Origin of the sequence: Brucella daejeonensis (genome assembly GCF_014199265.1) — a bacterium.
Lineage (GTDB): Bacteria > Pseudomonadota > Alphaproteobacteria > Rhizobiales > Rhizobiaceae > Brucella > Brucella daejeonensis.
This window is the reverse complement of sequence record NZ_JACIJG010000008.1, coordinates 160,766-184,432: the sequence shown is the minus strand read 5'-3', so window position 1 is coordinate 184,432 and position 23,667 is coordinate 160,766. Positions and strand designations below refer to the sequence as shown.

Sequence of the window (23,667 nt, the reverse complement as noted above, 5' to 3'; positions counted from 1 at the left end):
CTCACAGCGCAGGAATACGTTTGCCCATTTCCGTGCCCATTCCCAACGTATGGGTCATGCGCGCTTCCGGGCGGCGGCGTGTCAGCGCCAGCAGAATGCCCATCGTGATTGCAATGGCCACGAGCGAGGAACCGCCATAGGAAATGAATGGCAGCGTCATGCCCTTGGCAGGCATCAGGTGGAGATTCACCGCCATATTGATGATCGACTGGAAGCCGAACAGGATCACGATGCCCGACACGGCAAGGCGTGTGAATGCATCGCGCTCCTTCAGCGCAATGGAAAGCCCGCGCACGACGATGAAGGCAAATAGCAGCATGATGACGATACAGAGAATGATCCCGTATTCCTCGGCAGCTACGGAAAAGATGAAGTCCGTATGGCTGTCGGGGATGATCCGCTTGACCGTACCTTCGCCCGGCCCCTGTCCGAACCAGCCGCCGCGCAGGATCGCTTCGCGGCCCGCATCGACCTGAAATGTGTCGCCCTCACCGGTCAGGAAGCGGTTGATACGACCGGCAACGTGATCGAACATGAAGTAGGCTGAAACGCCGCCGCACACCGCAAGACCGCCGAGCACGAGAATCCAGAACATCGGCAGACCGGCAAGAAAGAACATCGCGCCCCAGGTTCCCGTAGTCAGCATGGTCTGACCAAGATCGGGCTGGAGAACGAGCAGGGCCGCAACGGTTCCGAACAGTAGCATCGCGAGAAAATTGCCGGGCATTTCACTGCCGCGTTCACGCTCCGAAAAAAGCCACGCACACACAACCACGAAAGCAGGCTTCATGAATTCCGATGGCTGAATGGAAATTCCTGCCAGGCTGACCCAGCGCCGCGCGCCCTTGACCTCGATGCCGAAGAACAGTGCGGCGACCATCAATACCATGGAGACGCCGAGCAATATCAACGCAAATCGCCGGATTTGCCGGGGCGAAAAGAAGGATACGCCGACCATCACCAGGACCGCGGGGACCATGAAGACGATCTGGCGTTCGACGAAATGGAAACTGTCGAGGCCGATGCGCGACGCCACGGCGGGGCTGGCCGCAAAGGACAAAAGAATGCCAAGCCCCATCAGGGCCAGACATGCGGCGAGGAAGAAGCGGTCTATCGTCCACCACCAGTTGGCGACAGGACCGCGATCGGCACGGCTTACCATCAGCTTTTCCCTCCTATCGGCTCGACGCCCGGAAGCGACAGAACAGCGCTGCGGAACGCATCGCCGCGTTTTTCGAAATTCTGGAATTGGTCGAAGCTCGCGCAGGCAGGCGACAGCAGCACCACCGGCTCCGGCGCGGCATCGTTGCCGGCATCGCGCGCCGCATGTTCGGTTGCTACGGCCAGCGTGTCGGAAATCTCGAACGACACCGCGTCGCCGAGCGTCGCCGCAAACTGCGCGGCGGCTTCACCAATCAGATAGGCTTTCGCGATACGCGGAAAGAAACCTGCCAGCGAAGCGATCCCGCCCACTTTCGGCACACCGCCCGCGATCCAGTAGATGTTTCCTGGGAACGAAGACAGGGCGGGCGCGGTCGCTTCCGCATTGGTGGCCTTCGAATCGTTGACGAAGAGAACCTTGCCGCGACGCCCCACCTGTTCCATGCGATGGGCAAGGCCGGGAAAGCTTTTCAACCCCGCGTGAATTTCTTCAAGGCTCAGGCCGACCGACAGGCAAGCCACGATTGCTGCAAGCGCGTTTTGCGCATTATGGCTCCCGCGCAGCGAGCCGATCCCATCCAGCGAGGCGATTTCGTCAATCCCCTCCTCATGCGCCCAGAACAGCTTCGCACCTTCGGCGAAATACCCCCTGTCGAGACGTTTTTCCTTGGAAATCCGCGCGACATGAACACCGTCGCGATGCAGCCGGTCTGCAATGGCTTCGCAGTGAGCGTCATCGACGCCGACAATTGCCGTCCTGCTTGCAGCCACCAGCCGTTCCTTTATGGCGGCATAGTTTTCCATCGAGCCATGGCGATCGAGATGGTCGGGCGTCAGGTTCAGAAGAATGCCGGCCGAAGGATTGAGCGACGGCGCCAGATCGATCTGATAGGATGAGCATTCAACCACATAGAAGCGGTCAGCGCGCGGCGGCTCCAGCGTAAGGATGGCAGTACCGATATTGCCGCCAAGCTGCATGTCGCGGCCCGATGCCTTGATGATATGGGCGATGAGCGCCGTGGTGGTCGACTTGCCGTTTGTGCCCGTGATGGCGATGAACGGGCAATCGGGCGCAGTCATGCTGCGCTCGCGAACGAACAGTTCCACATCGCCCACGATCTCGACACCGGCGGCACGCGCCAGTTCCACCGTCCAATGCGGCTTGGGATGGGTCAGCGGAACGCCGGGAGAAAGCACGAAGCTACCGATCTCCGACCAGTCGGCCTGCCGCAGATCGCCTGTGGCGATACCCGCGCTTTGCGCGCGAGCCACACTGTCGGGATTATCGTCCCAGGCAATGATCTTCGCCCCACCTGCAACGATGGCCTTTGCGGTGGCAATGCCCGACCCGCCCAATCCGAAGAGGGCGATTGTCTTACCTTTAAGGGCAGTGATCGGGATCATTCGCTGTGCCTGCTATCTGAGTTTCAATGTGGAAAGGCCGATCATTGCGAGAATGATCGCAACGATCCAGAAACGGATCACGACCTGGCTCTCGGTCCAGCCCTTCTTTTCGAAATGGTGATGAATGGGGGCCATCAGGAACACGCGCTTGCCGGTGAGCTTGAACGAACCGACCTGAATGATGACCGAAAGTGCTTCCACGACGAACAGACCGCCGATGATGGCCAGTACGATCTCGTGCTTGGTGGCGACGGCTACCGTGCCGAGCATTCCGCCGAGCGCCAGCGAACCGGTATCGCCCATGAAAATGGCGGCAGGCGGCGCGTTGAACCACAGGAAGCCAAGGCCCGCCCCGATGACCGCGCCCAGGACGACGGCCAGTTCGCCTGTGCCCGGCACAAAGTGAATCTGCAGATAATCGGCGAAGATCGCGTTACCGGACAGATAGGCGATGAAGCCGAAAGAGGCGGCAGCCACCATGACCGGCACGATGGCCAGCCCGTCGAGACCGTCGGTCAGGTTTACGGCATTGCCCGCGCCAACCATGACAAAGGCTGCGACCGGAATGAAAAACCAGCTGAGATTGATGACAAACTGCTTGGCGAAGGGGAAAGTCAGCGAGGATGAGAACGGCTCCTGCCCTGCCCGCATGATGGTGAAGGCCGCGATTGCTGCGATCAGGAATTCGATGCCGAGACGCGCCTTGCCCGAAAACCCCTTGTCGGACTGCTTCGTCACTTTCAGATAGTCATCGTAGAAGCCGATAGCGCCAAAACCCACCGTAACCAGAAGCACAACCCAGACATAGACGCTGGAGAGGTTGGCCCACAGCAGGCACGAGGCAAGAATGCCGGTCATGATCATGAGACCGCCCATGGTGGGCGTGCCGGCCTTCTTGAAATGAGTCTGCGGACCGTCGGCGCGGATCGGCTGGCCTTTCCCCTGCCGCATACGCAGCGAATTGATGATCGCCGGGCCGAACAGAAACACGATCAACGCCGATGTAATCATCGCGCCGCCCGTGCGGAAAGTGATGTAGCGGAACACATTGAGCGGTGTCATATGTTCGGCGAAGAAGGTGAGAAACATCAACATCGTAGAGAAAAATCCCTCAAATACCGCTTACTCCGCCGGCTCCACCGGCGGAAATTGGCTAATTAACGCCTTGACGATTCTGGAAAAGCCGATCCCCTTCGACGACTTCACCATGATAACATCGCCCGGACGGACCGCCTTGACCACCAGCGGCAACAATTCGTCGGTGCCCTGCCTGTACTCGGTCTGAATTTCAACCGGCAAGGCATTTTTGAGCACAGACATGTCCGGTCCACCGATAAAGAGCGCATTCACCCCGGCATCGACAACCGGACGCGCCAGGTCGGCGTGAAGCTTGCCCGACTGGCGGCCAAGCTCCAGCATATCGCCAAGCACCGCGATGCGTCGGCCGCGCGATCCTTCCGGCACCGTCGAATGCAGCAGCGACAGCGCCGCGCGCATGGAGGTGGGATTGGCGTTGTAGCTCTCGTCGATCAGCGTGAACGTTCCCTCCGGGTGCCGCAGCACATGGCGCGCGCCGCGCCCGCCTTCGGCAGGAACCGTTGCCATCGCCATCGTCACCTTTGCAATGTCCGCCCCCACCAGATGGGCGGCGCCGAGGACGGCCAGCATGTTCTGCACGATATGGCGTCCCGGCATTCCGACCTTGACCGCCGCTTCATGCGTCCCGATCTTCACCGTCATGCAGGAGCAGGTCGGATGCAGTTTCACTTCGCGCAGACGATAGTCGGATCGCGCATTCTCGCCAAAAGTCGCGATGTGCTCGACACCCGCTTTCGTCGCGAGTTCTTCAAGCTGCTTGAAGCGCTTGTCGTCCCGGTTCAAAAGCACATAGCCGCCGGGCACGATACCCTCGAAAATTTCCGCCTTCGCGACGGCGATTTCCTCCAGATTGGCGAAATGACCGAGATGGGCGGGCGCGATCAATGTGATCAGCGCCACGTGCGGACGCACCATCTTCACCAGCGGACGGATTTCGTCATGATGATTCATGCCGATTTCGAAGATGCCGTAGTCGGTATCGGCAGGCATACGCGCCAGCGTCAGCGGCACTCCCCAGTGATTGTTGAACGACGCCACCGAAGCGTGAACCTTACCGACATTCGAAAGCACATGACGCAGCGCTTCCTTGGTCGTCGTCTTGCCGACCGAACCTGTCACGGCGATGATCTGCGCCCTGGAGCGTGTACGCGAGGCGATGCCAAGCTTCGTCAGGGCTTCAAGCACATCCTCAACCACGATCATCGGCACCTTGGAATTGCCGAAAGCGGGCAGACGGTGTTCCGCCACCACGAGCAGGCCAGCGCGTGCGGCCATGGCGGCGGTGACGAAATCATGCCCGTCGAACTGATCGCCCTTTATGGCGAAGAAAGCCTCGCCCGGTTTCAGGGTGCGGCTGTCGATGGAAATGCCGGTAATTCCATCTGGAAGCGAGCCGAAGGGCCTGCCTTCCATGGCTTCGACCATGTCGTTGGATGTCCAGAGCCAGTCACTCATTTCTGCGGCTCCTCAAGGCGGGCGACAAGAGCGGCGGCAACTTCCGCGTGATCGGAAAACGGCAGGGTGATATTGCCGACGATCTGCCCTTCTTCATGTCCCTTGCCCGCGACCACCAGCGTGTCGCCGGGCTGCATCATGGAAACGGCGGTGAAAATGGCTTCGCGGCGGTCGCCAATCTCCGTCGCACCCGGTGCCGCAGCCATGATTTCGGCGCGGATATGTGCGGGGACTTCCGAGCGCGGATTGTCGTCGGTGACGATAGCCACATCCGCCAGACGCGAGGCGATTTCGCCCATGATCGGACGCTTGCCCTTGTCGCGGTCGCCGCCGCAACCGAAAACCACGATCACGCGGCCCGTCGTGAATGGACGGACCGAGGTCAGTACATTTTCAAGCGCTTCCGGCTTGTGGGCGTAGTCGACATAGGCTGGTGCGCCGTCTTCAGTCGCCCCCACCAGGTCGAGACGCCCCGGCGCGCCTTTCAGGCGCTCCAGCGCTCGCATGGCGGCAGCAGCGGGAACGCCCGTCACCATGGCGAGCCCCGCCGCCACCAACGCATTTGCGACCTGAAAATCACCGGCAAGCGGCAGTTCGATTTCGAAAATGTCGTCACCGATGCGCACTTCCACATGCTGGCGGAAACGCTCGTGCTCCACACGCTTCAGCGCGATGAAATTTCCCTTGCGCCCAACGGTCTTCACATCGCATCCGGCAGCCGTCGCAGCTTCGATCGCCTGCGCCGAAAAATGATCGTCGGCGTAGATGATCGCGGGCGCGCCCTTGGGCAAAAGCGTATCGAACAGGCGCATCTTTGCACCCAGATATTCTTCGACGGTGGCGTGATAGTCCATATGGTCGCGGCCGAGATTGGTGAACGCGCCTGCGGTCAGTTGGACACCGTCGAGGCGGCGCTGGTCGAGGCCGTGCGACGAGGCTTCCATGGCCGCATGGGTCACGCCCTCGTCTGCAAGTTCGGCCAGTACGCGATGCAGTTCCACCGGGTCGGGTGTGGTCAGCGAATTATAGTCGCTTCGGGTCGGGGAGAAGACGCCGGTCGTACCGATATTGGCTGCGGGAAATCCTGCATAGGCCCATATCTGGCGAGTGAAGGACGCCACCGATGTCTTGCCGCTCGTGCCTGTGACCGCGACCATGATCTGTGGCTGCTTGCCGTAGAACTGGGCCGATGCAATCGCCAGCGCATGGCGCGGGTCGTCAACATGCAGAACCGGTACGCCCGCATCGGCGATGATCGTATCCTTGCCTGCAACGATTGCGCTTGCACCGCGTCTGGCGGCATCGGCGGCAAAAGCCGCGCCATCCGCCTTCACGCCTTTCAGCGCCGCGAAAAGAAAACCGCGTTCGACCTTGCGGGAATCCGACGTGACGCCGGTAATCTCCACCTCGCCGGCTTTGCCGGAGGCCAGTTCCTTGAAAAGAGCGATTTCCTTCAGTTTCATGGTCATACCAAATCCAGATTCAGTTGCGTGCGCGTCAATACAAAGACTGCCTTGGGCGAATCAATCGTATTCGTTGGAAGCCATCGCTGGCGGTACTTCCTGTTTAAAATCGGGCCTGCTGCTGACATTTTCCACCGTTGCGGGCAAAGCTTCCTTCCGAAAGTCAGGGCTAACCCCCAGAAACGACGCCGAGCGGCGAATGATCTCTGCCACCATGGGGGCGGCATTGAGACCGGCGGTAGCGCTGAACTTGCCCTCTTCCGGCTTCGGTTCATCGATGATCGTCAGCACGACATAGGTTGGATCGTCCATCGGGAACGATGCCAGAAATGCATTGAAGCGCACGTCCTTCGAATAGCGGCCATTGACGACCTTTTCCGCAGTGCCTGTCTTGCCGCCGACGCGATAGCCCGGAACCTTGGCGCGCTTGCCCGACCCGCCCGGTGCGGTCGCGTTCAAGCGATAGAGGTAACGCATATCCGCCGAGACCTGTGGATGAACCACCTGCCTGGCGACCTTGTTGGCTTCGGCCTGCGTGCGCATCAGGAATGTCGGCGGCATCAACTTGCCGCCATTCATCAGGGCCGCGGCGCCAACCGCCGTTTGCAGCGGCGTCGTCATCATGCCGTGACCGAACGAAATGGTCATCGAATGAACCTTCTTCCAGACACGCGGCTCGACGGGGCGCGCCACTTCCGGCAGTTCCGTCTGCAACCGGTCGAGAAGGCCGATCTTCTTCAGAAAGGCGCGATGGCCTTCAATGCCCACGGCATCGGCCTCGCGGCCCGAACCGATATTCGACGAGAAAATAAAGACTTCCGGCAGCGTCAGCACACGACCCTTGCCGTGGAAATCGCGGATGGTCTGGCGACCGAACACCAGCGGACGCGACGCATCGAGACGCGAATTCAGATTGAACTTGCCGGAATCGAGCGCCATCGCCGTCGTGAAGCTCTTGATGGTCGAGCCCATTTCATAAGTGCCCGCCGACATGCGGTTCAGGCGATCCTTGTCGAGCGCATGAACCGGATTGTTCGGATCGAAGTCCGGCACGGACGACATGGCGATCACTTCGCCGGTCTTGACGTTCAGCACCACCGCACCGGCGGCAATCGCCCGGTAGCGTTCCATCGCCTTGACCAGTACATCGCGCATGATGTGCTGCACGCGAATATCGATGGAAAGGTGAACAGGCTCCAGCGATTGCCCCGTCGCAAGACCGACCGAGCGAAGATCGGTCAGGCCCTGGCTGTCGATATATTTCTCCATGCCCGCAATGCCCTGATTGTCGACATTGACAAGACCGAGAATATGCGAGGCGGTAGGACCACCGGGATAGAAGCGACGTTTTTCCGTACGAAAACCGACGCCCGGCACGCCGAGCGCCATGATCTGGCTCTGCTGCTTCGGCGTCAGCCCGCGTTTGATCCAGACGAACCCGGCGCCGCTCTTCAGGCGCTTGTAGGTCGCTTCCCAGTCGAGATCCGGCAGCACCGTCGACAGCATCTCGATGGTTTCATCCGGGTCCACGATCTTGCGCGGTTCGGCATAAAGCGACGCAGTCTTGATATCGGTCGCGAGAATTTCGCCGTTACGGTCGAGAATATCGGGGCGCGATGCAAGCTGATTGATAACGGGGCCCGCCGTATCCTGGTTTTCGCCGCCTATAACGCCGAAATAGACGAGCTTGCCGCCGATAACGCCATAAATGCCGACAAAGCAGGCAATGGCCATCCATAGGCGGTTGCGGGCGCGATTGCCGTGCTTCTTGCGCGAGCCGACAAAAGCCATGTTGCCAGCAGGCTTTTCATCGCCGACTGGCCCGTCATTGCCGTTCACCTGTGCGTGCTTCTTTTCCGAGAGTCCGAGTTTCAGCCGCATGATCAGTGCCTCGCCCCGTTTTTCCTGACGCTGCCGGTGGTGATCGCGTCACTTTCGAGCACGCCGCTTGCGAGCAGTTCGTCGCTGCCGGAAATGATCTTCTGGATGTCGTCGATCGGGCGTTCGGGAATTTCGTCCACGCCCATGACAAGCTGTTCGGCCTCGATCGGCTGAAGGTTGAGTTCCTTTTCATAGACGCCAACAAGGCTCTGCAGACGGCCCGGCTGGGTCATCAAGGCCCAGTCGGCGCGCAGAAGCGTGATCGTGTCTTTTTCGGAATCGATCTGGCGCTTCAGCTTGGCAATGACGGCGATCTGTTTTTCCGCGTCATATTTGATCGTGTAGGTGACGGTCGCCGCCACCAGCATCGCCGCTATCATGATGATGTCGAAAGTACGCAGCACTCGTTCAACTCCGGGCCAGTTCGTTCGTCTCGGGCAGCTTCGGCAACCCGAAAAGCGATAAATCGTCTTCCAGTGGCGGATTATCCGTCCTTATTCCGGCGCGCAGCTTCGCCGAGCGCGCGCGCGGATTGCGTTCTTCTTCCTCGAGCGTCGGGCCGACCGCGCCCTTGACGGCAGGCGTGAAGCTCGGCAGGCGCACATGCGCCGCCGGCAAATGGCGCGATCCGGCGCTGCCGCCAGCACGGTCGGCGAAATAGCGCTTCACCATGCGGTCTTCGAGCGAGTGGAATGTCACCACCACCAGCCGACCGCCGGGCTTCAGGACACGCTCGGCTGCGAGCAGCGCCCGTGCCAGTTCGCTCAATTCTTCATTCACATAGACGCGCAACGCCTGAAACACGCGGGTTGCCGGATGGATGCGGTCCTTCGGATTGCGCCCGACCAGCGCCTCGATGGCGTTGGCAAGATCGAGCGTTCGCGTGAAGGGCTGCGCTACGCGACGCTTGTCGATCATGCGTGCGATACGCCCCGCATGACGCTCCTCGCCCAGAAAATTGAAGATGCGGGCCAGATCGCCGGTTTTCAGGCGATTGACCACATCGGCGGCACTCGCCCCCTTGTTCGACATGCGCATGTCGAGCGGACCGTCCTTCTGGAAGGAAAATCCTCGCTCAGCTTCATCGATCTGCATCGACGAAACGCCAATATCCAGCACGACGCCGTCCACCTTGCTGCCCGCTCCCGTGACCTGCGAAACCGCATCGTCGAGCGCGGAAAACCGGGTTTCGACCAGAGTGAGCCTGCCCGGAAACTGCTTTTCCATTGCCCGTCCGGCCTCGATCGCGGTCGGATCGCGGTCGATTGCGATCACATTCGCGCCCGCTTCCAGAATGCGGCGCGTATAGCCGCCCGCGCCGAACGTGCCATCAACGATCACCGCACCGGGTACCGGCTTCAGGGCATCGATCACTTCGGCGATCAGCACCGGAACGTGACGGACTTCAGCCCCTTCGGCTTGAGAATTGTCCCCGCCGAGGCTTGCCATCATTCCGTTCCTTTCTCGGGTACGCGGCCCGTTACCTAAAGCGCTTGGCGCTTTAATCATTTCGTTTCAAGCACGTGGATTCCGGCCATTTGCCGTCAACTTGCCATCATGACGGATTCGTTCGCCAGTTATCGGATATTAAGCTTAATGAAGCGTTATCCTTTGCATGAACACTAGGGAAAATGAGTAAGGGAGGGTGATCCCGGCCACTCGCTCCGCGCAAGAGATTTTTTCGGCCAGGAGTTCCCTTCCTATTCCCCTATTCCCCTATTCCCCTATTCCCCTATTCCCTTACTCCCCTCCTTCTTCCCCCCCGTTGACTCACAGTCCGGAAGCCATTATTTAATGCAAATAGTTTGCAACTGCATAAAGAAACCAAGGCATTTATCATGACGCCCCATGGAGCAGGCCCTTCCGAAACCGCTGAAGTTACATTCGAAGGGTGGCGGCGGGATCGCGGCGAAGCTTCCATGTCGGACGTCCACCGCTCCATCAGGGTCAGCCGGTCCAGTTCGAAATTCCGCCGTGCACTGTCCTTCTTCGGCCCCGGCTATCTTGTCGCCGTTGGCTATATGGACCCCGGCAACTGGGCGACATCGCTCGCTGGCGGCTCCCGTTTCGGTTATGCCCTCCTCACGGTAGTCCTGCTCTCCAACATCATGGCGGTTCTGTTGCAGGCGCTTTGCGCCCGGCTTGCGGTCGCGACGGGCCGCGATCTGGCACAGGCCTGCCGCGACGCGTATCCGCGTATTCTCGCCTGGCCGCTCTGGCTATTGGCGGAACTTGCCATTTGCGCTACCGATCTTGCGGAAGTCATCGGCACCGCAATCGGCCTCAACCTGCTGTTCGGCATTCCGCTGGAGATCGGCGTCATCATCACCGCGGCCGACGTGCTTCTGGTGCTCTATTTGCAGAACAAGGGCTTTCGTCGGGTCGAAGCGCTCATCATCACGCTTCTCGGCGTCATCGCCCTTTGCTTTCTCATCCAGATATTGATGGCCCAGCCCAACTGGGGCGAGGTCATAAGGGGCTTTGCGCCCACCACCGAGATCGTACGCAACCCGGACATGCTGTATATCGCGCTCGGCATCATCGGCGCGACGGTCATGCCGCATAATCTCTACCTGCATTCGGGTATCGTACAGACCCGCGACTTCGGCCACACAACCGCCGAAAAGCGCGAGGCAATCCGCTATGCCACGCTCGATTCCACCATCGCTCTGACGTTTGCCCTGGTGGTCAATGCGTCGATCCTCATTCTCGCGGGAGCAAGCTTTAACGCGACCGGTCATGTGGGCGTCGAAGATCTGGACAAGGCCCATGCCCTCCTGAACCCGTTGCTCGGCTCCGCCCTTGCCCCGACACTCTTCGCGATCGCCCTGCTCTGCTGCGGCCTGAACTCGACCATCACCGCGACCATGGCCGGACAGATCGTCATGGAAGGCTTCATCGATATCCGCCTGAAGCCCTGGCTGCGCCGCGCCATCACGCGCTTTGTCGCCATCGTGCCCGCAGCCGTCGTCACCATCCTTTACGGCTCGCAGGGAACGACCGAGCTTCTCATTCTCTCCCAGGTGGTTCTGAGCCTCCAGCTTCCCTTCGCAATCATACCGCTGGTGATTTTCACAGCGCAGAAAAAGAAGATGGGATCGCTGGTCGCCGCACGCTGGGTCACGATCCTCGCGGCCGTTACGGCGGCGATCATCGTGGTGCTGAACCTGAAACTGATCTACGATTTCTCCACCGGCGCGCCGATCTGAAGCATCGCCACCGGCAAGATGGAAGAATTGTCAGCCGGTCTGTAAGCCGGGTTCTGTATGGCCGGGCTTACGCCCGGCGTGGCAGCCATTCATCTGGGACGGATGTCGCCACCCGCCTCTTGCAACCCACCCGGACGGCTGATCCGGAAACCGATTGCCAGCCCTTTCGAGCCGACGCGCCGTCCCTATTCGGTTTTGCTCCCGATGGGGTTTACCGTGCCGCCTGCATTGCTGCCGGCGCGGTGGGCTCTTACCCCACCCTTTCACCCTTACCCCGTCATCCCTGCCGTTTGGTCGAAACGGTACGAAAGACGGGGCGGTCTGCTTTCTGTGGCACTTTCCCTGGGGTTACCCCCGCCGGGCGTTACCCGGCATCGTGTTTCCATGGAGCCCGGACTTTCCTCACCTGCCGCCTTTCGGCCTATGACAGGCGCGGCTGCCCGACCGACTGACAGCGCGCATATAGCAACGATAACAGGGCAGTGGAACCGAAATTCGAAAAAAACTGTGCCCAGACAGCAGAAAAGCCGGTGGCGAGACCGCTACCGGCTTTTCGTTCACATCAGACGGCCTCTACGCTACGCGACCGCCGATGCAAATGGTCGAACATGAAAACTCAAAAGGCGCGCATATAGGCCTTGACCGAGCTGCAATATTTTGCCGAGATCGGGTTCATGCGCTTTGCACCATGACCGGCATTGTATTTCAGGATCGTGCCGCAGGTGCTGCCGCCGCCGAGCTTCTGTGCCATGGCAAGATATTTCATGCCGAACTGGATGTTCGTGGAAGGTTCGTAAAGTCCCTTGGCCGAACCGGTATAGCCGAGGCCCCGGGCCGTCGAGAGCTTGATCTGCATCAGGCCGATTTCACCGGCGCTGCCGCGCACGTTCGGCTGGAAATTGCTTTCATGACGGACCACGGCATGAGCAAGTGCGGAAGGCACACCGTAGGTCGCAGCATAACGATTGATGATGCGGGAATAGGCGCCGCCGTGGCTGACACTGCGGGTGGTCTTGCGCTTAGAGTGCGAATGCTTGCCGGTCGAACCTTTCCGGGCAGGCGCTGCGCGGCGGGTGATAACCGATGCCTTCTTTGGCGCGGCGGTGGATTTTTTTGCCTCGGCAGTCTTGTTCTGCTGGCGTGCCTTGAAGAGGGCTGCGAGGTTGGTCGGTTCAGTCGAAGGAGCACTCAGCGCAGGATTCAGACCAAACGAACTCATCGCGCCGACAAGGGCGCAAACAACAACAAATTTTATTTTCATAACCTACCGTCTTGAAACTTTTCTTTTTCGGATCGCCCGTCCTGGGGAGACGATCCTGTTTTTCTTGCCCCCGCTCGGATGATCAGGCCCGTTTGCGTCGGCCCCGTCTCCACTGGGATTGAGCGTTGGAGTGGCGGGAAAATGCAGCTGAAGATTGGTAAAAAAAGTAAAATAGTCTTACAGGTTGCAACATTTCCGATATGCGCGGAAGCGCGATGTTTCCCTTCCAGACCCGCGATCATTGCAGCTGGATCGATCTATTTTTCTGAAACCATTACTAAAATTCGAATCAGTGCAGAATGGCGGACTTACCCGCAGACGTCCCGTCAGGCGGTAACATTTTGCGAGGAAAAAATTAACCGGTAGAGGCTGTCTATGGTCGATACGTCGGCCACGCCATCCAATTTTTGTGGCCGAAAATGGCGCTGGAAGGCCTTGATCACGGTCTCGGTACTGTCATCGAAGACGCCGGTGACCTCTATTCCGTAGCCGTAAAGTGCCAGCATTGACTGCAGCGCCTCAACCGGTTGGCCACGCTCGCCCAGCGCCAGAAAACGACCGCCGCGGATCGGTGTCGGCTCGATATAATGGCCGATACCTGCCTCGTGCAGCCGCTTCCACGGAAAGTTATGGCCGGGGTCGGTCTTGCGCGCTGGCGCAATATCCGAATGGGCCAGAACATTTTCCGGCCTTATCGCATGGCGCTCGCATATATCGCGACACAAGCCGATGACCGCCTCAATCTGCCTGTCCTTGAAAGGCGGATAATCTTCAAGATCGCCGGGATTGACGATCTCGATGCCGATGGAGGCGGAATTGATGTCGGTCTCGCCCTTCCAGAAACTCTTGCCCGCGTGCCATGCGCGCGCCTTTTCCGAAACCATCTGCACGATCCGCCCGTCCTCATGAACGAGATAATGTGCCGAGACCTCCCTATCAGGCGACTTCAAAATCTCGACCGCTTCTTCGGCTGTCGGAAGTCCCGTATAATGAAGAATGAGGAAGGCCGGTACCTTGCCGTCGCGGCGCGGACCGAAATTCGGCGACGGGTCGAGCGATGCGCCTGCATGGTCCGCCTGCTCCAGCATCAACTCCGGAAAGGGTCCGGTTTCGATTTCGCTCACGCCGCTCATGCAGCCTCCAGATTCTTCTCTATGCTTGCCCAGGCTGCATTTATGGCCGCAAGGCGCTTGTTGGCAATCGTTATGAACTCCAGCGGAAGGCCTTCCGCCACAAGCCGGTCGGGGTGGTGCTCCTTGACCAGCGAGCGATAGCGCTTGCGGGCAATCTCGAAGGGAACACCGCGTTCAAGCCCAAGAATTGCATAGGGATCGTCTTCGCCCCGCTGGATATGCCGAAGGGCTATCCGGTCGAAACGAACCTCATCGAAGCCGAAAATGTCTCCGACACTGGCGAGGAAGGAAAGTTCTTTTTCGTGAACATAGCCATCGGCCTTGGCGATATGGAAAAGCCCATCCAGAATATCTTCCAGCAAATGGCAGTCGGTCTGCCCTTCGCTGCACAGACCAGCCAGTTGACGCGCATAGGATTCATAACCCGCGACGTCCTGTTTGGCGAGATCGTAAAGCCGCGCGACATGCGCCGCTTCTTCCTTCGGCACGGCAAATATATCCTGGAAAGCGCGAATCTCGTCCTGCGTTACAACGCCATCCGCCTTGGCCATTTTCGCGGAAAGCGCAATCATTGCGATGGAAAAGGCGACGCGCCGGCGGGTATCGGCATCGCCCTCGAAAACGGTGCGCACGGCTTCGATAACGCCGGTAACGGCATTCGACGCCACGTAAGTGACAAATTCACCAATGCGAACCCAAATCGACATGGGTCTTTTCTATAGAATTCCAAATGGGCTGAAAACCATACAGACGCGCTAAAGTCGAAAAAACAATTATTTAGAAAGAAATGCGCAGGAAGCCTCATAATCTTGCCGGACGAACATCGCCCGGCTGGCCTCCCTTGAAAAATCGCGCGCTTATTGTGGCTCGCGTTCCTCGAACGAACGCTGCGCGGTCGCCGCCGCCGCTTCCCCGGCAGCCTGCGCCTGTTCGTCCGTCTGACCGACTGACTTCGCCGCCGCAACGGCATTGCCGCGCGCACGCTCAATGGCGGCGGCTTTTTCTTCCGGGCCCGTCACGCCCGCATTTTCGCGAAGGGACTTGACCAGATCCGGTCCCTTTTCGGCGTTCCCGTTGTCGGCCACCGGCGCGGGCGGCGAGACGGCGGCCCCCTTGTCGGTGCTGGTCGTCTCGGTACCGGTCGTCGTGGCAGCGGTCTCCTCGTCACCCTTGCCACATGCGGCAAGCGCAACGAGCACGATGGCGGACACGAAAAACAGAAAGTTGCGGTTCATGACAAAAGCCATAACCGAACCGACCCTGCGTTTAAACACGGAAAACGCAGAATGCCCGTCTTTTCCCAACTTCGCTGTGTTCACGTTCATTTCGATCTACAACTTCCAGGCATGTTCTTAACTGGTCCGAGGGCGGAAATGGCGACCCGGAAACCGGATCGCCATCAACGATAGACGCGGCACATATCCCCCGACGACTTCGTAACGTCAGTTGGAAGGCGTCGTGCCAGTGTCTGGCGTGGACGGTGCCGGATCGGTCGGTGCAGGTGTCGTCATCGTATCATTGTTCGACGGCGCCGCCGGCGTGGACGGTGCCGGTGCGTTGGTCGTGTCATCGTTCTTGTCGTTGCAGGCTGCAAGACCGAGAAGCGATACGGCGGCGACAGAAGCAATCAGAAACTTCTTCACGTTGGCTCTCCTTCCTAGTTCAGGCTATCCGGCCTCATTTGGCCGTGACCCGGTTTCAGGCATCAAATGGCGACATTGCCAAAGCGCCTCTCTGTTTCTCCGTGCCTGACCGGTTTGCCCGGCCAATCACCTTTACGGTCGTCTGTCGGCACAGGAATCCCGTTGACCTCGACCGTCACACAGGAAAACGGCAACACGGCGGAAAAGTTCTCTCAATTAGTCTTACCGAACGTAATAAAACGGCAGTATCAAAGGATTAAAGGCATATTCGGCAGGTTTAAAAAACCGCAATTATTTCGTCACGCCCCTGTCATTGGACGGTGTTTAACTTCGCAAAACTGAAGTCGGGATTCGTCCTAAAGGGGAACTTTTTGATGACAGACGGTGCAGCAGGCGGCACAATTCTCAAGCGTGCGGTAACCCGAAACAGCGCCCTTTCGAAGGCCGGATTTTCGGAAAGGTTGTTTGCCTGGCTGTTCAAGGGGCTGGTCTATCCGCAGATTTGGGAAGACCCGGAAGTGGATATGGCAGCGCTTGCCATCGAACCCGGACACCGCATCGTCACCATCGCCTCCGGCGGCTGCAACGCCATGTCTTACCTGACCGCGAACCCCGCGCGCGTCGAGGCGGTCGACCTCAATCAGGCCCATGTGGCGTTCAACCGGCTGAAGCTCGCCGCCATCAGGAACCTGCCCGACTACGATGCATTCTACCGCTTTTATGGCAAGGCCGACGACAAGACCAACCTTGCAGCCTACAGGCGCTTCATCCGCCCGCATCTGGACGATGAAAGCCGCGCCTATTGGGAAAAGCGCAAGTGGAATGGCCGCCAGCGCATTTCCATCTTCTGGCGCGATCTTTACCGACATGGCCTGCTCGGCGTCTTCATTGGCATGGGGCATCGCGTCGCCCGCCTCTACGGCATCGACCCGCGTGATATCCTCAAGGCACGCACGATTGAAGAACAGCGCTCCTTTTTCGATACGGCGCTCGCGCCGCTGTTCGAAAAGCGCATGGTGCGCTGGGCAACAGCCCGCAAATCCTCGCTGTTCGGGCTGGGCATACCGCCGCAGCAATATGATGCTCTGGCAACGGCCGGTAACGGCAATATGGCCGACGTGTTGCGCAGCCGCCTTGAGAAGCTGGCCTGCGGCTTCCCCCTCACCGATAATTATTTCGCCTGGCAGGCTTTCGGGCGCGGCTATAGCGGCGACGAGGAAACCGGGCCACTCCCGCCCTATCTCTCGCGCAGCAATTTCGAAACGGTGCGCGCCCGCGCCGACCGCATGACGGTGCAGAATGCAAGCTACACCGATTTTCTCGCCGCCAAGCCTGCCGCGTCGGTTGATCGCTATATCCTGCTCGATGCGCAGGACTGGATGAACGACGAGCAACTCAATGCCCTGTGGAGCGAAATTACCCGTACCGCCGCCCCCGGCGCCCGCGTGATCTTCCGCACCGCCGCCGAACCGAGCCTTCTGCCCGGACGTGTCGCGCCCGGCACCCTCGACCGCTGGGATTATCGCGCGGAGGAATCGCGCACCCTGCACGACCGCGACCGCTCATCGATCTATGGCGGCTTCCATCTCTACATATTGAAGGACGACTGATATGCTGCGCAGCCCATGGAGCATTCAGGGCGTGGATCATGCCAGCCTCATGGACCGCGTCTATCGGCGCCAGCGTCATTTATACGATGCGACCCGCAAATATTACCTTCTGGGTCGCGACCCCATGATAGCAGGTCTCGGCGTTCCAGAAGGCGGCGACGTATTGGAAATCGGCTGCGGGACGGGGCGCAATCTCGTCAAGACAGCGCGGCTCTATCCCGATACCAGACTGTTCGGGATCGATATCTCCGCCGAAATGCTGGATACGGCACGCCGCGCGGCAGAACGGGCAGGCATCAAGGACCGCCTTCGCCTCGACCGCGCCGATGCGGCGCAGTTCGACCCCCAACACCTCTTCGGGCAATCGGGTTTCGACCGGATTTTCATTTCATATGCCGTCTCGATGATACCGCAATGGCAATCGGTCATCCGTGAAAGCATCCGGCATCTCAATCCGGGCGGCGAATTGCATATCGTCGATTTCGGCGATCAGGCGCGCCTGCCGCGCTGGTTCCGTTCCGCACTTTTCCAATGGCTCGAATGGTTTCACGTCAGTCCGCGCGAAGATCTGTTCCCGGTCTGCGAACAACTCGCCGATGAGCGTGGCGCAAACGTTGAACGGCGCATTCTCTATCGCGGCTTTGCCTGGATAGCGGTCATTCGTTCCATAACCAGCTAGACTGGTGACGTTCGCCTCCGGATCGCGTAACCGTTAAGGGACTGATTCGCGACACGGAAACACTGCATGAACCGTTTGGCCAGCCACAGCATTCTCGCCCTTGGCGTCTTTCTTCTCTCCGCCTGCACCACGGTGGATTACGATTTTTCCGATGTAAAGAAGCGCAGTACCGTTGCCCGCATCGCCCCGCCTTCCGGCGCGGTCAAGGCGCCGCGCTTCGGCGACCGCGATCCGCATGACTGGACCGGAAAGACGCCGTGGCATTATCCGATCCACGGCACCGATGTTTCCAAATATCAAACCAATGTGGACTGGAGCGCGGTGCGGGCCAGCGGCATCTCCTTCGCATTCATCAAGGCGACGGAAGGCGGCGACCGTGTCGATGACCGTTTTCTGGAACACTGGAACGGCACGCGTCAGGCAGGCATTTCGCGCAGCGCCTACCACTTCTATTATTTCTGCCGTCCCGCCATCGAACAGGCGCGCTGGTACATCCGGAACGTACCGCGCGATCCCGGCGCGCTTCCGCCCGTACTCGACATGGAGTGGAACCCGCATTCGCCAACCTGCAAGCTGCGCCCCAATGCGGCAGTGGTGCGCAAGGAAATGCGCATTTTCCTGAAAGCGCTCGAAAAGCACTATGGCAAACGCCCGATCATCTACACAACGGTCGATTTTTTCGACGACAACGATCTGAAGCAGATGCGCGATTATCCGTTCTGGCTGCGCTCGGTCGCGGGACATCCGGACGAGAAATACGGTCCGCATCCCTGGACGTTCTGGCAATATACCGGCACCGGTTCCATCCCCGGTATCCGGGGCGATGCAGACATCAACGTTTTTGCAGGGGACGCCGGTTCGTGGAAAAAGTGGCTGGAAAGCAACAAGGTCCGTTAACCCGGCACGGTTTGGCTATTCACACCAAGTTTTGCTTCATTTCCGAGTCTTGTTGAGGCAAGACCAGATTTCGGACGGGAGCAGTTCGCTCCCAGCTTATCAGTGTGAGTTACCAATGAAGTTCTTTGCTTCAGTCATTGCAGCGGGCCTGCTGGCCTCGACAACCCTATCCGGCCTATCCGGCGTTGAGGCCGCGACGTCTGCGGCCCCCGCCGTAACGCCGGCCGGGAACACCGTCGACCTGCCGAAACCCGAATGCGAAACCGATTTCGGCCAGTGGATGGAAAACCTGACCAGAGAGGCTCGCGAAGCCGGCGTCAGCGATAAGGGCATTGCAGAGCTGCACAAGGCTTTCATAGACCAGAAAGTTCTGGGCCGCGATCGCAAGCAGACCGTGTTCAACCTGACCTTCACCGAATTTTCCAAGCGCCTCATTTCCGAAGCCCGTCTGAAGAAAGGCCAGGACAACCTCGTCAAATATGCCGATGTCTTCAGGAAGGTCGAGGATACCTATGGCGTACCCGGCCCAATTCTGGCGGCCTTCTGGGGGCTGGAGACGGACTACGGCGCCATTCAGGGCGATTTCGACACGCTGAATGCGCTCGTCACCCTTTCCTATGACTGCCGCCGCCCGAATCTCTTCCGCCCGCAGCTCATCGCCCTTCTCAAGCTGTTCGATCAAGGCGTCGTCGATGCGGCGACCACCGGCGCATGGGCTGGCGAAATCGGCATGATGCAGCTTCTGCCGAAGGATTATCTGGAACGTGGTGTGGATGGCGACGGCGACGGCAAGGTCGATCTGAAGAACAGTGTTCCCGATGCCATGATGACCGCCGGTCGCATGATTTCCGAGCTGGGCTGGAAACGCGGCCAGCCTTGGCTGGAAGAAGTGCGCCTCACCAAGGACCTGCCTTGGGAAGAAGCGATCCGCACCAACCGCAAACCGCATTCATGGTGGGCGCAGCAGGGTGTAACCGGGCTGAAAGGCCCGCTCGGCCCGGACGATGGCGACGCATCGCTTCTCCTGCCGCTCGGTCGCAAGGGACCGGCCTTTCTGTCCTATCCGAACTTCGACGTCTTCGTGGAATGGAACAAATCCATCGTTTACGCCACCACGGCCGCCTATTTCGCGACCCGTCTCGCCGGTGCGCCCGCCTTCGATCCGGGCAATCCGGTTCCGGGTCTGACGCAGGATCAACTGAAGGAGCTTCAGACCAAGCTTCAGGCGCGCGGCCACGAGATGGGCAAGATCGACGGCGTTTTCGGTGTCGCGACCCGCGATGCCGTGCGCGCCGAACAATTGCGCCTCGGTATGCCCGCCGATTCCTGGCCAACACAGGAACTGCTCGATAAGCTCTGAGTTTCGACAAGGCGCGGTGTCTTCAAACCCGCGCCTTTTCCTTTCCTGAAATGAAATGCGCCCATGCTCACAACGCTGATCGTCGTTCTTCCCGTTTTCGCGCTGATCTTCTCCGGTTGGGGCGCGTTCAGGCTGAAAATACTGGGGCCGCACGCGATAACGGAGCTGAACCGTTTCGTGGTCTATCTGGCGCTGCCCGCCCTTCTGTTCGATATCATGGCCAATACCCATGGCGGCGAACTCTGGCAGCCGGGCTTCATCGCCGTCTTTCTGCTTTCCAGCGCCATCGCTTTCGTCCTGCCGTTTCTGGTGCGGCTGCGCGGAAAACGGCCTCTGTCTGATACCGCGCTTGACGGCCTCAACGCCGCTTATCCGAATACCGGCTATATGGGCATCCCGCTTTCGATGATCGCCTTCGGGTCCGGTGTGCTGGCGGCGACCACCATTTCCATCATCATAACGGTCTGCATTACTTTCGCCTTCGCCATCGTGCTGATCGAGATTGGATTGCAGACCGAAAAGAGGCCGCTTCGCCTGATCTGGAAGGTCGTGCGCTCGCTGGCCCGCAATCCGCTGCTTGTCGCACCGGCGCTGGGCGCGCTTGTCTCCGCGCTTGGCCTTTCCATTCCCGCTTCCGCGGAAACCTTCCTCAAGATGCTCGGCGGTGCCGCCTCGCCCTGCGCACTCGTGGCACTCGGACTCTTCCTTGCCCAGCCGCGAAAGATCGAACGCGAAAGCATCAACGCCATCGCTTTCCTCGTTGCGGTCAAGCTCATCGTCCAGCCGCTGGCGACATGGCTGCTGGCGGTCTATGTGTTCGCACTACCTCCGCTCCTGGCGCAAAGCGCAGCACTCCTCGCCGCGCTTCCGACCGGCACCGGCCCCTTCATGCTCGCCGAGCATTATCGGCGCGAAGCGGCCATTACCTCCAATGTCATCCTCTATTCGACCGTCATCTCCGTACTCACCTTGTCGGCCTATCTCGCACTAATTCGCTGAAAACCGGCACGAAACCTGTCAAAAACGCTGTGGCAACTACGGCGAAAACAGTACGAAACATGGCAGTTCGGTGTCTTTTTCATGAAATGTGAACAGATTTTTCTGGCCAATTATTTCAATGGTTTAGGTGGTAAACAGTAGGTTTATTTCCCCATCACGACAGATTGCAGGACGAAATCATCTTTTGTTCGGGGCTTTTTGCGCTTAGATTCCTGGCTCCTACCAGCGCGCGTCCGATCAGTTCGGACGCATATGAAGGAGACAGACCAATGGGACTGACGCGATCTTTGAATGTCCTCATGATCTGTGCGGCATTTGCATTTGTTGCAGCGTTGATAGCAGGCCTCATCCCTTGATGGTGATCGCCTGAACCACATTACAGCGGCTTCGGCTTTTGAGGATAGGCCGACCCGTTCTGAAAAGAAAAGCCCGGCGATTTCGCCGGGCTTTTCTCTTTTACGCAACTTCCAGCGCCGCTTCCGCCTTCGGCCTTATTCCGATCATGTGACAGATGGCAAAAGGCAGATCGGCACGGTTCATGGTGTAGAAATGGAAATCCTGCACGCCGCGCTCGATCAAATCCATCACCTGTTCGGCGGCAACGGCTGCGGCCACAAGCTGATGCGTCTGCGGATCGTTTTCCAGTCCCTCGAAACGCTCGGCCAGCCATGCCGGAATATGCGTTGCGGAGCGCGAGCAGAAATTTCGCACCTGCTTGAAATTATGCACCGGCAACATGCCCGGAATGATCGGAATATAGATGCCGGCGCGACGCACACGCTCGACATAACGTTCGTAAAGATCGTTATCGAAGAAGAACTGGGTAATGGCGCGGGTAGCGCCATTGTCCACCTTGCGCTTCAGCATATCGATATCTGTCGCGAAATCCGGGCTTTCCGGGTGCTTTTCCGGGTAAGCCGAGACGGAAATGTCGAAATCCGCAATGCCGCGCAAGCCGGCGACCAGATCGGCGCCGTTCTGATAACCGTCAGGCGTCGGCACATATTTTTCACCGATACCCGCAGCCGGATCGCCGCGCAACGCCACGAAGCGACTGACGCCAAGCGCCGCGAACTCGCGAACCACCCGGTCGACGTCATCGCGCGTCGCATCCACGCAGGTCAAATGCGCAGCCGGCTCGATATCGGTTTCCTTCAGGATGCGCGCCACGGTACGCGCCGTGCGTTCGCGCGTGGAACCGCCCGCGCCATAGGTCACGGAAACGAATTCGGGCTGAAGCGGCGCGAGCCGCGTGACCGTATCCCAGAGACGCTGTTCCATTTCTTCCGTCTTGGGTGGGAAGAATTCGAACGATACCCGGGTGGTCTGGCCGACATCCGGTCGGCGGGAAAGACCGTAGAAACCCATCAAACTGTCTCCGTCATGCTTGTTTCATTCAATGCCGGATCGGCAATGAGAAGGCGCGGATCGCGCGCAAGCCACAGCTTGACGGTCAGTCCCGCATCTCCGTTGGTTGCCTTCGGTTCCAGCTCCAGTGTCTTTTCGGGCTCAAGCCCGGCGTCCTTCATCCAGCCCAGCATCTGCTCGTCGCTGAAACCAAGCCGCAAATGAGCGTGATCCTCGCGCAGGAATTCCAGCCTGTGCGGCGCAAAATCCACGATCAGCAGACGCCCATTGGGGCGCAGCGCACGCGCGCCTTCGCGAATGGCGGCCAACGGATCGTCCAGAAAATGCAGAACCTGATGGATCGTCACCAGATCGAAGCTCTCGCGCTCAACGGGGAGCGCATAAACGTCGCCCTGCCGCACCTGTGCGTTGCCGACCGAGGCAAGATCGAGATTGGCGCGCGCCACCGCCAGCATGTCACGATTGATATCGATGCCAAGCCCGCGCGCATAAAGCGGCGCGAAAAGCTCAAGCAGGCGCCCCGTTCCGGTACCGATGTCGAGCATGGCCTGAAACGGCCTGTCACCGACGATCTGCCGCAGCGCCGTTTCCACAGCGGTTTCGGATACATGCAACTTGCGGATTTCATCCCAGCTTCCGGCATTGGCGCTGAAATAGGCCGCAGCCTTTTCCTGACGGCTGGACTTGACCTGCGACAGGCGCTCCAGATCGCGCTCGACCAATGCGTCCGAACGATCAAGGCGCGCCAGAAGACCATGCGCCAGATCGCCGCCAATGGCATTATCGGCAAGACGGAAATAGGCCCACGCCCCCTCCTGATAACGGCTGATGAGATCGGCCTCGCCCAGAAGCTTCAGATGCCGCGACACGCGTGGCTGCGACTGCCCCAGAATGGTCGTCAGATCGGAAACCGTCAGGTCGCCCCGCGCCAAAAGCGCAAGAATGCGCAAGCGGCTCGGCTCGGCCACCGCTTTCAGCACATCCACCATCTGATCGAGTTGCAATTGCAAACCGGCCATCGTTTCGCTCTCAAGCTCCATAAAAGA

Annotated in this window: 20 protein-coding genes, 1 other RNA gene and 1 pseudogene; 6 read left to right on the top strand and 16 right to left on the bottom strand. The window is 59.4% G+C overall.

Annotation, left to right across the window (positions count from 1 at the left end; all coding sequences use genetic code 11):
• Position 1: 1 nt before the first annotated feature.
• From ftsW to rsmH, 8 genes are read right to left on the bottom strand one after another with little or no spacing between them, the layout of a single operon-like run.
• Entirely contained in the window at positions 2 to 1,162 is a 1,161-nt protein-coding gene (gene ftsW / locus FHS76_RS12480) for a putative lipid II flippase FtsW (RefSeq protein ID WP_183652882.1), read from the bottom strand.
• Positions 1,162 to 2,565, bottom strand: a complete 1,404-nt coding sequence (gene murD / locus FHS76_RS12475; protein WP_183652878.1) for a UDP-N-acetylmuramoyl-L-alanine--D-glutamate ligase — start codon at positions 2,563 to 2,565, stop codon at positions 1,162 to 1,164. The genes ftsW and murD overlap by 1 nt, the downstream gene beginning before the upstream one ends.
• A 12-nt stretch (positions 2,566 to 2,577) precedes the next feature.
• Positions 2,578 to 3,660, bottom strand: a complete 1,083-nt coding sequence (gene mraY / locus FHS76_RS12470; protein ID WP_183652874.1) for a phospho-N-acetylmuramoyl-pentapeptide-transferase — start codon at positions 3,658 to 3,660, stop codon at positions 2,578 to 2,580.
• A 27-nt stretch (positions 3,661 to 3,687) separates the two neighbouring features.
• The gene (locus FHS76_RS12465) at positions 3,688 to 5,118 is read right to left on the bottom strand and encodes a UDP-N-acetylmuramoylalanyl-D-glutamyl-2,6-diaminopimelate--D-alanyl-D-alanine ligase (protein WP_183652871.1); all 1,431 of its coding nucleotides are present in this window, start codon (positions 5,116 to 5,118) and stop codon (positions 3,688 to 3,690) included.
• Positions 5,115 to 6,587, bottom strand: a complete 1,473-nt coding sequence (locus FHS76_RS12460) for a UDP-N-acetylmuramoyl-L-alanyl-D-glutamate--2,6-diaminopimelate ligase (RefSeq protein WP_183652868.1) — start codon at positions 6,585 to 6,587, stop codon at positions 5,115 to 5,117. Before FHS76_RS12460 ends, FHS76_RS12465 begins: the two co-directional genes overlap by 4 nt.
• A 54-nt stretch (positions 6,588 to 6,641) precedes the next feature.
• The gene (locus FHS76_RS12455; RefSeq protein ID WP_183652865.1) at positions 6,642 to 8,462 is read right to left on the bottom strand and encodes a peptidoglycan D,D-transpeptidase FtsI family protein; all 1,821 of its coding nucleotides are present in this window, start codon (positions 8,460 to 8,462) and stop codon (positions 6,642 to 6,644) included.
• A 2-nt stretch (positions 8,463 to 8,464) separates the two neighbouring features.
• Positions 8,465 to 8,866: a cell division protein FtsL gene (ftsL, locus tag FHS76_RS12450; RefSeq protein ID WP_183652862.1), complete on the bottom strand. Its 402-nt coding sequence runs from the start codon at positions 8,864 to 8,866 to the stop codon at positions 8,465 to 8,467.
• 4 nt (positions 8,867 to 8,870) lie between these two features.
• Positions 8,871 to 9,914 carry a 16S rRNA (cytosine(1402)-N(4))-methyltransferase RsmH gene (gene rsmH / locus FHS76_RS12445; RefSeq protein WP_183652860.1) on the bottom strand — a complete coding sequence of 348 codons (1,044 nt, stop codon included), beginning with the start codon at positions 9,912 to 9,914 and terminating at the stop codon, positions 8,871 to 8,873.
• 386 nt (positions 9,915 to 10,300) lie between these two features.
• Here rsmH and FHS76_RS12440 point away from each other — a divergent pair, with 386 nt between their 5' ends.
• Positions 10,301 to 11,671, top strand: a complete 1,371-nt coding sequence (locus tag FHS76_RS12440) for an Nramp family divalent metal transporter (RefSeq protein ID WP_183652856.1) — start codon at positions 10,301 to 10,303, stop codon at positions 11,669 to 11,671.
• Positions 11,672 to 11,697: 26 nt separating this feature from the next.
• Here the strand turns inward: FHS76_RS12440 and rnpB are convergent.
• From rnpB to FHS76_RS12410, 6 genes and pseudogenes are all read right to left on the bottom strand, one after another.
• An RNA gene (gene rnpB / locus FHS76_RS12435) (RNase P RNA component class A) lies at positions 11,698 to 12,123 on the bottom strand.
• A gap of 164 nt (positions 12,124 to 12,287) precedes the next feature.
• On the bottom strand, positions 12,288 to 12,932 hold the full coding sequence (locus FHS76_RS12430) for a lytic transglycosylase domain-containing protein (protein WP_183652853.1): 645 nt from the start codon (positions 12,930 to 12,932) through the stop codon (positions 12,288 to 12,290).
• A 326-nt stretch (positions 12,933 to 13,258) separates the two neighbouring features.
• Entirely contained in the window at positions 13,259 to 14,065 is an 807-nt protein-coding gene (locus FHS76_RS12425) for an N-acetylmuramoyl-L-alanine amidase (protein ID WP_183652850.1), read from the bottom strand.
• Positions 14,062 to 14,772 carry a J domain-containing protein gene (locus FHS76_RS12420; protein WP_183652846.1) on the bottom strand — a complete coding sequence of 237 codons (711 nt, stop codon included), beginning with the start codon at positions 14,770 to 14,772 and terminating at the stop codon, positions 14,062 to 14,064. Before FHS76_RS12420 ends, FHS76_RS12425 begins: the two co-directional genes overlap by 4 nt.
• Before the next feature lie 150 nt (positions 14,773 to 14,922).
• Positions 14,923 to 15,350: pseudogene (locus FHS76_RS12415) on the bottom strand (hypothetical protein).
• 157 nt (positions 15,351 to 15,507) lie between these two features.
• Positions 15,508 to 15,708, bottom strand: a complete 201-nt coding sequence (locus tag FHS76_RS12410; RefSeq protein ID WP_183652839.1) for a hypothetical protein — start codon at positions 15,706 to 15,708, stop codon at positions 15,508 to 15,510.
• 374 nt (positions 15,709 to 16,082) lie between these two features.
• Here FHS76_RS12410 and FHS76_RS12405 point away from each other — a divergent pair, with 374 nt between their 5' ends.
• The 5 genes from FHS76_RS12405 (at position 16,083) to FHS76_RS12385 (ending at position 21,253) form a co-directional block, all read left to right on the top strand.
• Positions 16,083 to 17,318, top strand: a complete 1,236-nt coding sequence (locus tag FHS76_RS12405) for a DUF3419 family protein (protein ID WP_183652837.1) — start codon at positions 16,083 to 16,085, stop codon at positions 17,316 to 17,318.
• A 1-nt stretch (position 17,319) separates the two neighbouring features.
• A complete protein-coding gene (locus FHS76_RS12400; RefSeq protein WP_183652835.1) occupies positions 17,320 to 17,997 on the top strand; it encodes a class I SAM-dependent methyltransferase in 678 nt (225 codons plus the stop codon).
• A 66-nt stretch (positions 17,998 to 18,063) separates the two neighbouring features.
• Positions 18,064 to 18,894, top strand: a complete 831-nt coding sequence (locus FHS76_RS12395) for a glycoside hydrolase family 25 protein (RefSeq protein WP_183652833.1) — start codon at positions 18,064 to 18,066, stop codon at positions 18,892 to 18,894.
• A 115-nt stretch (positions 18,895 to 19,009) separates the two neighbouring features.
• Positions 19,010 to 20,254 (top strand): lytic murein transglycosylase, encoded by a 1,245-nt coding sequence (locus FHS76_RS12390; RefSeq protein WP_183652831.1) that lies wholly within the window; start codon positions 19,010 to 19,012, stop codon positions 20,252 to 20,254.
• A 63-nt stretch (positions 20,255 to 20,317) separates the two neighbouring features.
• Complete coding sequence (locus FHS76_RS12385; RefSeq protein WP_183652829.1) at positions 20,318 to 21,253, top strand: AEC family transporter; 936 nt, start codon at positions 20,318 to 20,320, stop codon at positions 21,251 to 21,253.
• 456 nt (positions 21,254 to 21,709) lie between these two features.
• Here FHS76_RS12385 and metF read toward each other — a convergent pair whose 3' ends face one another.
• Positions 21,710 to 22,621, bottom strand: a complete 912-nt coding sequence (gene metF / locus FHS76_RS12380; protein ID WP_183652827.1) for a methylenetetrahydrofolate reductase [NAD(P)H] — start codon at positions 22,619 to 22,621, stop codon at positions 21,710 to 21,712.
• Positions 22,621 to 23,640, bottom strand: coding sequence for an ArsR/SmtB family transcription factor (locus FHS76_RS12375; RefSeq protein ID WP_183652825.1), 1,020 nt, complete (start codon positions 23,638 to 23,640; stop codon positions 22,621 to 22,623). The genes metF and FHS76_RS12375 overlap by 1 nt, the downstream gene beginning before the upstream one ends.
• Positions 23,641 to 23,667 lie beyond the last annotated feature (27 nt).

Excerpts from the sequence above, each read along its gene's own strand:
- FHS76_RS12385 (WP_183652829.1), top strand. The coding sequence starts at position 20,318 with ATGCTCACAACGCTGATCGTCGTTCTTCCCGTTTTCGCGCTGATCTTC.
- FHS76_RS12455 (WP_183652865.1), bottom strand. The coding sequence starts at position 8,462 with ATGCGGCTGAAACTCGGACTCTCGGAAAAGAAGCACGCACAGGTGAAC.
- FHS76_RS12440 (WP_183652856.1), top strand. The coding sequence starts at position 10,301 with ATGACGCCCCATGGAGCAGGCCCTTCCGAAACCGCTGAAGTTACATTC.
- FHS76_RS12375 (WP_183652825.1), bottom strand. The coding sequence starts at position 23,640 with ATGGCCGGTTTGCAATTGCAACTCGATCAGATGGTGGATGTGCTGAAA.
- FHS76_RS12405 (WP_183652837.1), top strand. The coding sequence starts at position 16,083 with ATGACAGACGGTGCAGCAGGCGGCACAATTCTCAAGCGTGCGGTAACC.
- rsmH (WP_183652860.1), bottom strand. The coding sequence starts at position 9,914 with ATGATGGCAAGCCTCGGCGGGGACAATTCTCAAGCCGAAGGGGCTGAA.
- FHS76_RS12400 (WP_183652835.1), top strand. The coding sequence starts at position 17,320 with ATGCTGCGCAGCCCATGGAGCATTCAGGGCGTGGATCATGCCAGCCTC.
- FHS76_RS12425 (WP_183652850.1), bottom strand. The coding sequence starts at position 14,065 with ATGAGCGGCGTGAGCGAAATCGAAACCGGACCCTTTCCGGAGTTGATG.
- FHS76_RS12420 (WP_183652846.1), bottom strand. The coding sequence starts at position 14,772 with ATGTCGATTTGGGTTCGCATTGGTGAATTTGTCACTTACGTGGCGTCG.
- FHS76_RS12460 (WP_183652868.1), bottom strand. The coding sequence starts at position 6,587 with ATGACCATGAAACTGAAGGAAATCGCTCTTTTCAAGGAACTGGCCTCC.
- mraY (WP_183652874.1), bottom strand. The coding sequence starts at position 3,660 with ATGTTGATGTTTCTCACCTTCTTCGCCGAACATATGACACCGCTCAAT.
- murD (WP_183652878.1), bottom strand. The coding sequence starts at position 2,565 with ATGATCCCGATCACTGCCCTTAAAGGTAAGACAATCGCCCTCTTCGGA.
- FHS76_RS12395 (WP_183652833.1), top strand. The coding sequence starts at position 18,064 with ATGAACCGTTTGGCCAGCCACAGCATTCTCGCCCTTGGCGTCTTTCTT.
- FHS76_RS12465 (WP_183652871.1), bottom strand. The coding sequence starts at position 5,118 with ATGAGTGACTGGCTCTGGACATCCAACGACATGGTCGAAGCCATGGAA.
- metF (WP_183652827.1), bottom strand. The coding sequence starts at position 22,621 with ATGGGTTTCTACGGTCTTTCCCGCCGACCGGATGTCGGCCAGACCACC.
- FHS76_RS12390 (WP_183652831.1), top strand. The coding sequence starts at position 19,010 with ATGAAGTTCTTTGCTTCAGTCATTGCAGCGGGCCTGCTGGCCTCGACA.
- ftsW (WP_183652882.1), bottom strand. The coding sequence starts at position 1,162 with ATGGTAAGCCGTGCCGATCGCGGTCCTGTCGCCAACTGGTGGTGGACG.
- FHS76_RS12430 (WP_183652853.1), bottom strand. The coding sequence starts at position 12,932 with ATGAAAATAAAATTTGTTGTTGTTTGCGCCCTTGTCGGCGCGATGAGT.